This window comes from Mesorhizobium sp. M2A.F.Ca.ET.037.01.1.1, from assembly GCF_003998075.1.
In the GTDB taxonomy this organism is placed as follows: domain Bacteria; phylum Pseudomonadota; class Alphaproteobacteria; order Rhizobiales; family Rhizobiaceae; genus Mesorhizobium.
Genome location: NZ_RZSA01000280.1, coordinates 1 through 6,892, shown reverse-complemented (window position 1 = coordinate 6,892; position 6,892 = coordinate 1). Strand labels below are relative to the sequence as shown.

Genomic DNA, 6,892 nt, shown 5'->3' with positions numbered 1-6,892 from the left:
ATGAAACTGGTTCGCCGCAGCGCCGCGCCAAGCCGACCGCTTGGCGCTGCGGCGACCGCATCATAGGGAGAGAAAACTGTTACCTATGTATCCGGTTCAAAGTGTTACCCATCTATCCGCTGGACACGGCAGGACAATGAGGGGCGGCGCCGGCCTCTCAGGCACAGGCGCAGGCAGCACTTCAAATGATGCCTCGGCAGCTGCTTCCCGATATTGACACTCGCCAAAACTGCGGCTTCCTTATGCGTAATCGGTTGCGTAACCGATTGCGGAGTGAACGGAAGGCTCGGGCATCGGCTGTGGCGGTTTGGCGTCAACGACAATTACCTTGTCGTCGTGCCTGCCGTAATCCTAGACGCGTCCCGCGTAAGTGCAGAAGATCCGCCTGATCGATTCCAGTAGGGTGCGTAGCGGTTTTCAGTCCGGGAATTGCGCAGGAAGATGGAGCGGGTTAGCGATTCCACGCTAAAGCGCTCTCGGAAGCTACCGGGACCAGGGCTCATGACGACCATTGCCGATGTCGCGCGCTATGCCGGGGTGTCCGTCGCAACGGTCTCGCATGTGATGAACCATACCCGCCATGTCGAACCGGAAACGGCCGAGCGCGTGCGCGCCGCGATCACGGCGCTGCGCTACAGCCCGAACTCGGTGGCGCGGAGTCTGCGGCGCGGCGAGACCAAGACCATCGGCCTGCTGCTGCCCGACAATTCCAACCCGTTCTTCGCCAGCGTCGCTCGGCAGATCGAGGATGCCGGCTTCCTCTCCGGCTACACGGTTATCCTGTGCAACTCCGACGGCAACGCCGCAAAGGAGGAGCGCTACCTCTCGGTGCTGATGGCCAAGCAGATCGACGGGCTGATCTTCGCCGGCTCGTCCGATCATGCGCGGGTGTTCGCCCGCCTGCTGCCCAGCATGCCGGCTGTGCTGCTCGACCGCGAGATCCAGTCGGTCAATGTCGATTCGGTGCTGGTCGACCATGACCATGGCGGCTATCTCGCCGGCAAATATCTGGCCGGGCTCGGGCATGAAAAGATCGGTGTCATCGGCGGCCCGCGCGATTCCAGCTCCAGCCCGGCCCGCCTGCGCGGTTTCGCGCGCGCGCTCGACGAGGCGGGCCTCGAGCTGCCGGCCTCGTCGGTCGTAGATTCCGACTATCATTTCGCCGGCGGGCGCCTGGCGATGGAGCAGCTGATGGCGCAGGCGCCGGACATCACGGCGGTGTTCGCCTGCAACGACCTGATGGCGATGGGCGCGGTCACGGCGCTGCGCTCGCGCGGATTGCGGGTTCCCGACGATATCTCGATGGTCGGGTTCGACGACATCCCCTATGCCGTCACCACCTGGCCGCCGCTGACGACGATCGCGCAGCCGGTCGAAAAGATCGGCACGCGCGCGGTGAGCCTGCTGCTCGAGAGGCTGGGTGAGCCGGAAGCGCCTTCCAGACGCGAAGTGCTGGCGCCGGTGCTGGTCGAGCGGGAAAGCTGCGCGGCCTTGCGTCGGTAGCGCTGGCAATCATCAGCGCTGGCGCCGCCCCCTCATCCGGCCGCTGCGCGGCCACCTTCTCCCCGCTGGGGAGAAGAGGCTGGCGCCAACGTCGGCAATCTCCTCTCCCCTCGGGGAGAGGTCAGCCGAGCGAAGCGGAGGCTGGGTGAGGGGGAGCGCCCTTCGCGATTTCCAGATGTTCAAAAGCCCTTACGCCGCCGGCTGCATGGCGGCCCTCTCCAGCATGCCGAATAGGTCGCGCGGCTCGTCCGGGTCGGCGAGCAGGTCGAGTTCCTCATAGAGGCCGGTGGCCTGGAGCTGGTCGCGGACGTAGCGCAGCGCTGAAAAATCCTCGGTGGCGAAGCCGACGGAATCGAACAGCGTGATCTGTTCGGGCGCCTTGCGGCCTTTAGCCTTCCCGGTCATCACCTGCCACAGCTCGGTCACCGGATGGTCGGCGTCGAGTTGCTGGATCTCGCCCTCGATGCGCGTCTGCGGCGGGAACTCGACGAAGATGTCGGAGCGCAGAAGGATGTCGCGATGGAGTTCCGTCTTGCCGGGGCAGTCGCCGCCGACGGCGTTGATGTGGACGCCGGAGCCGACCATGTTGTCGGTGAGGATGGTTGCGTACTGCTTGTCGGCGGTCACCGTGGTGATGATGTCGACACCTTCCACCGCGTCCTGCCCGGTTGCGCAGATGGTGATGTCAAAACCCTTGGTCGCCAGGTTGCGGGCGCATTTTTCGGACGCCGAACGATCGATGTCGTAGAGCCGCAGCCGGTCGATGCCGAGCAACGCCTTGAAGGCGATGGCCTGGAACTCGGACTGGGCGCCGTTGCCGATGATGGCCATGGTGCGCGCGCCCTTTGGGGCCAGGTATTTGGCGGCGACGGCCGAGGTGGCGGCGGTGCGCAGTGCCGTCAGGATGGTCATTTCGGTGAGCAGCATCGGATAGCCGGAGCCGACATCGGCGAGCACGCCGAAGGCGGTGACGGTCTGGCGGCCCTCGCGCATGTTCTTCGGATGGCCGTTGACATATTTGAAGCCGTACATCTTGCCGTCGCTGGTCGGCATCAGCTCAATGACGCCGTCATGGCTGTGCGAGGCGATGCGCGGCGTCTTGTCGAACAGCTCCCAGCGCCGGAAATCCTCCTCGATATAGGCGGCGAGCTCGGTGAGGAAGCGCTCGACGCCGATGGCGAGCACCAGCTTCATCATGCGGTCGACGCTGACGAAGGGAACGATGGCGAGGCGCGAAGGCTGGGTCATGCTCAGAGGCTCCCGGAATGGCTGCGGGTTGGGCGGTCCATGATGCGGCGGCCCATCAGGCTGGCGGTGAGGTCGACCATCAGGGTCGCGGTGCGGCCGCGCTCGTCGAGGAACGGGTTCAATTCGACCAGGTCGAGGCTGGAGACGAGGCAGCTGTCGGACAGCATCTCCATCACCAGATGCGCTTCGCGAAAAGTGGCGCCGCCGGGAACGGTGGTGCCGACGGCCGGCGCGATCGACGGGTCGAGGAAGTCGACGTCGAGGCTGACATGCAAGAGCCCGTTCTCCTTCTCGACGCGGGCGAGGAAAGCGCGCAGCAAGGGCGCGATGCCGTGCTCGTCGATGGCGCGCATGTCGTGCACGGTGACGCCGGCTTCAGCGAGCGCGCGGCGCTCGGCTGGATCGACGCTGCGCAGGCCTATGGCGCAGATGCGGGCCGGGTCGACCGCTTGCGGCAGATCCGGGAAATAGCCCTGAAAACCGGCCTGCCCGCTGGCATAGGCGAGCGGCACGCCATGCAGATTGCCGCTGGTGGTGGTGTCGAGCGTGTGGAAATCGGGATGCGCGTCGAGCCACAGCACGAAGAGCGGCCGGCCGCGTTTGGCGGCGCGGCGCGCCACGCCGGACACCGTGCCGGCGGAGATCGAATGGTCGCCGCCGAGGAAGATCGGCACGGCATCCCTGGAAGCGGCGTAGGCGGTTTCGGCGATCGCGGCGGTCCAGGCGGAGATCTCCGGCAGCGCCTTCAGCGCGAGGTTGCCGTGCACCACCGGGCGCGCCGCGGCCTTCTCGACCGCGCCCCAGTCCTCGACCTCATGGCCAAGCTCGGCCAGCACCGAGACGAGGCCTGCTGTGCGCAGCGCGCTCGGCCCCATCTCGCATCCCATCCTGCCCGCGCCGTCCTGCACCGGCGCGCCGACGATCCTGCAGCGCATGATTTTTTCAGCCCTTACGATTGATTGGCTGATTGGATCATCAGGCGCTGGCGGTTTGAACAGGCGAAATTGGCATTTCGAGAAGAATGATCTATCATTCTGCACATCCAACTTGACCAAGATGAGCAATCATGGACGCGCTCGACGAAAGACTGGTCACGCTTCTGCGGCATGATGCGCGGCGCAGCGTCTCCGATCTCGCCATCGATCTCGGCGTCTCGCGCGCCACGGTTCGGGCGCGCATGGAGCGGCTGGAAAAGTCCGGCGAGATCATCGGCTACACGGTGGTGCTGCGCGCCGACGCGGTCGATCAGAGGATACGCGGCGTGATGATGATCGAGATCGAGGGCCATGCCGCCGACCGCGTCATCCGGGCGCTCGGCGGCCTTCCCGAGGTTTCCACCATTCACACCACCAACGGCCGCTGGGACCTCGTGGTGGAGCTCGGTACCGCCTCGCTCACTGATTTCGACGCCGTGCTGCGCCGGATAAGGCTGATCCCCGGGATCACGGGCAGCGAGACCAGCCTGCTGCTGGCGACGCCGCGGACGACAAGGGCGCGGCTGGCATAACAGGTCCATGAGTCTCGGGACGATCGGCGGTCCGTGGGCGTTATCTCCGCCTTGGCTGGGTGGGAACGCGACGGCCCCGGTGTGAGGCCCGGCAGGGCTCGATCACACCGGCAGCCGCATTGCGGGGGGAGCGCTCGGGTCGTCAGCCGTTCGGATAGTAGCCGCCATCGCCGCCGCTGCCGATATAGGTCCCTTGGCCGGAGGCATTCTGAAGCCGCTGATCCAACTCGTTGATCTGCCCGATCGCCGAACGGCCTCGGGTGGGCTGGATGGCGTCCGCCTGCCGCATCAGGTCGCGGGCTTGATCCTGTGTGATCTTGCCGGCCTGCCTGGCCTCGCGGATACCTTGTTTCACGCCAAGCAGCTGCTGCGTCGCAACTCTCGCTTCCGGGTCCGCCGGCACCGATGCCGTGGTTGTGGTGTCGACCGCCGCTCTATGGTGGCGGTGCACGGCATAGGCGCTCGAAAGCGGTATGGCCGCGAAGATCGAGGCGGCCGCAATGATCTTTGGGATGAAAGAACGCATGATGACATCTCCTCGGGATGGAGGAAGCGGGAAACCCGCTTTCCAAAACGGGCCGTCCAGTCGCGTCGTGTCGCGGTGCAGGCCACTCACCGCCGGCGGTTCTCGGCCCCCGGAAGGAGATATGGAAGCCGGCACAACGTTGAAATGCGTTGGCACGCAAATGTTATCCGATGTGATCTGGGGTTGAGTCGCGGTGCCGCGACCTGGCGTTCTCAGGCGACGCTGGCGAAGGGAACCGGCGAATCGACAACCTGCCCGCCAATTCCCGCATTGGCCTGGTCGGCCAGATCCTCGGCTTCGCCACGCGTCAGCCCGATCAGCACCCGGCCGTCCATCTCCGCCGGGAGGTCGAGAGCCAGATCATGGACAAGCCAGTCGTCACACGGGTCCTGTATCGCTGCGAACCTCATCGGCGCTCCCTCGGTCGGCGCATCTAAACCTCCGACGAGTCCGATCGTTCCGGATCGGAACGGCAGAATACCGATAAATGGTTGCAATGCCGGCGAAGTGGCTGCGGCGCCGATTGATCTGCCTGTCCGGCAAGCCGCTCCGCCTCCTCGCGGCTCAGGCCGAGCAACAATATGTCCCCAACCTGCGCCGGATAACCCGAAAGCAGGTCATATACCATCCATTGGCCGCACGGATCCCGTAAGGCTGTGAACCTCATGGCCGACGTTCTTTGATCTAGTATGCCCCAACGCAACGACTGGCGGGAACTGCGCCCCGCGAAAATGCCCGGCCGGATTTAGTTCCGGCACTTTCACTCAACATATAGTTGTCAGGCGCCCGGCAAAAGAGGCTCTACAGTCCCTTCGGCATGCGACCCAAGTCTGATGGGCGGCGGATACTTCCCGGATGACCAGCGCCAACTGCGGCGGCAGATGTCGTCACTTCCCCGGCAATCCGGGCGCGCTCCGAAGGTCAAGAAGATCAAAATGGTCCAGACGCGAAAAAGCCGCGGTGGTCCGCGGCTTTTCGTTTGCTTAATCCTCGGTGGAGGAAACTGGAGCGGGTGAGGCGATTCGAACGCCCGACCCCAACCTTGGCAAGGTTGTGCTCTACCCCTGAGCTACACCCGCTCGCGCGGCCTTGGGCCGCTAGCCGCGCCTATATGGCCGAAGAGCGCGGCGATTGCAACAGGGAAATGACGGTCTTTTTGGAGGGAATTTCTTCGTGCGGCGAGATCCGCTTCGAAAGCGTCGAAACGGCGCGGAACCGGGGCGATCGCCAATCCGCGCACAAAGCTTCCGCGCGGCTTTCCCGGAATTGCCCCGCGGCCTTGCCCCGATGGCATTGTTGGCCGTAAACGGCATGAGCCCTATTCGATCGCGCGAGGACCGATGCCGAAGACCGAAGCCGAGCTCAACGAATTTCTTGCCGATCTCGGCATTTCCGTCTCGACGGTCAGGCACCCGCCGCTGTTCACCGTCGCCGATTCGCAAGGCCTGCGCGGCGAGATTCCCGGCGGCCACACCAAGAACCTGTTCCTCAAGGACAAGAAGGACAATTATTTCCTCGTCACCGTCGGCGAGGAAGCCGTCGTCGACCTGAAGCAGATCCATCACCTGATCGGCGCCGCCAGCCGGGTGTCGTTCAGCAAGCCCGAGATGCTGATGGAGCTGCTCGGCGTCATCCCCGGCGCGGTCACCGTCTTCGGCCTGATCAACGACAGGGAAGGGAAGGTCAAGGTGGTGCTCGACCAGGAATTGATGAGCCACGACGTCATCAACGGCCACCCGCTGACCAATGAGGCGACGACCTCGATCGCCGCCGCCGATCTGATCAGATTCGTCGAGGCAACCGGCCACGATCCTGTTATCCTGAAAGTCTCACAATCTTGAAAGTCAGGGCTTGATCGCCACATGGAAGGCGGTTCCAAAATCCGACAATGACGCGCCTGAAAGCGCGACCGAAAGGGCGACATGATGAGCGACAACAATCCGTATAGCGGCGCGTTCGGCGGCAATGGCGGCCAGTACGCCCAGACGGTGCAATATGGCGGCGGCGACCGCCCCAAGGTCTCGCTGGGCGAGGCGCCGGCGGCGGCCGACCTGATCAAGGACACCACCACCGCGACTTTCGCCGCCGACGCCTCGCCCAGCGAGACC

At 64.6% G+C, this 6,892-nt stretch carries 7 protein-coding genes, 1 tRNA gene and 1 pseudogene; 4 read left to right on the top strand and 5 right to left on the bottom strand.

All coding sequences use genetic code 11. The annotated features are described in order from the left end of the window. The first annotated feature begins 501 nt into the window (after positions 1 to 501). Entirely contained in the window at positions 502 to 1,503 is a 1,002-nt protein-coding gene (locus EOA27_RS15840) for a substrate-binding domain-containing protein (RefSeq protein WP_126080382.1), read from the top strand. A 189-nt stretch (positions 1,504 to 1,692) separates the two neighbouring features. Here the strand turns inward: EOA27_RS15840 and EOA27_RS15835 are convergent, their stop codons facing one another. Both EOA27_RS15835 and rocF read right to left on the bottom strand, forming a co-directional pair. Then, positions 1,693 to 2,751, bottom strand: coding sequence for an ornithine cyclodeaminase (locus EOA27_RS15835; RefSeq protein ID WP_126080383.1), 1,059 nt, complete (start codon positions 2,749 to 2,751; stop codon positions 1,693 to 1,695). Positions 2,752 to 2,753: 2 nt separating this feature from the next. Next, positions 2,754 to 3,686, bottom strand: coding sequence for an arginase (rocF, locus tag EOA27_RS15830; RefSeq protein WP_126080384.1), 933 nt, complete (start codon positions 3,684 to 3,686; stop codon positions 2,754 to 2,756). A gap of 131 nt (positions 3,687 to 3,817) precedes the next feature. Here rocF and EOA27_RS15825 point away from each other — a divergent pair, with 131 nt between their 5' ends. Further along, positions 3,818 to 4,258: an Lrp/AsnC family transcriptional regulator gene (locus EOA27_RS15825; protein ID WP_042645357.1), complete on the top strand. Its 441-nt coding sequence runs from the start codon at positions 3,818 to 3,820 to the stop codon at positions 4,256 to 4,258. Positions 4,259 to 4,400: 142 nt separating this feature from the next. Here the strand turns inward: EOA27_RS15825 and EOA27_RS15820 are convergent, their stop codons facing one another. From EOA27_RS15820 to EOA27_RS15810, 3 genes are all read right to left on the bottom strand, one after another. Beyond that, positions 4,401 to 4,784 (bottom strand): hypothetical protein, encoded by a 384-nt coding sequence (locus EOA27_RS15820; protein ID WP_126080385.1) that lies wholly within the window; start codon positions 4,782 to 4,784, stop codon positions 4,401 to 4,403. A gap of 212 nt (positions 4,785 to 4,996) precedes the next feature. Beyond that, complete coding sequence (locus EOA27_RS15815; RefSeq protein ID WP_126080386.1) at positions 4,997 to 5,194, bottom strand: hypothetical protein; 198 nt, start codon at positions 5,192 to 5,194, stop codon at positions 4,997 to 4,999. A gap of 594 nt (positions 5,195 to 5,788) precedes the next feature. Continuing rightward, a tRNA-Gly gene (locus EOA27_RS15810) sits at positions 5,789 to 5,863 on the bottom strand. A 261-nt stretch (positions 5,864 to 6,124) separates the two neighbouring features. On the opposite strand from EOA27_RS15810, the gene EOA27_RS15805 reads away from it, so the two are divergent. Together EOA27_RS15805 and EOA27_RS15800 are read left to right on the top strand one after the other, a co-directional pair. Next, entirely contained in the window at positions 6,125 to 6,625 is a 501-nt protein-coding gene (locus EOA27_RS15805; RefSeq protein ID WP_126080387.1) for a prolyl-tRNA synthetase associated domain-containing protein, read from the top strand. 84 nt (positions 6,626 to 6,709) lie between these two features. Next, positions 6,710 to 6,892: pseudogene (locus EOA27_RS15800) on the top strand (co-chaperone YbbN); the annotation flags it as partial.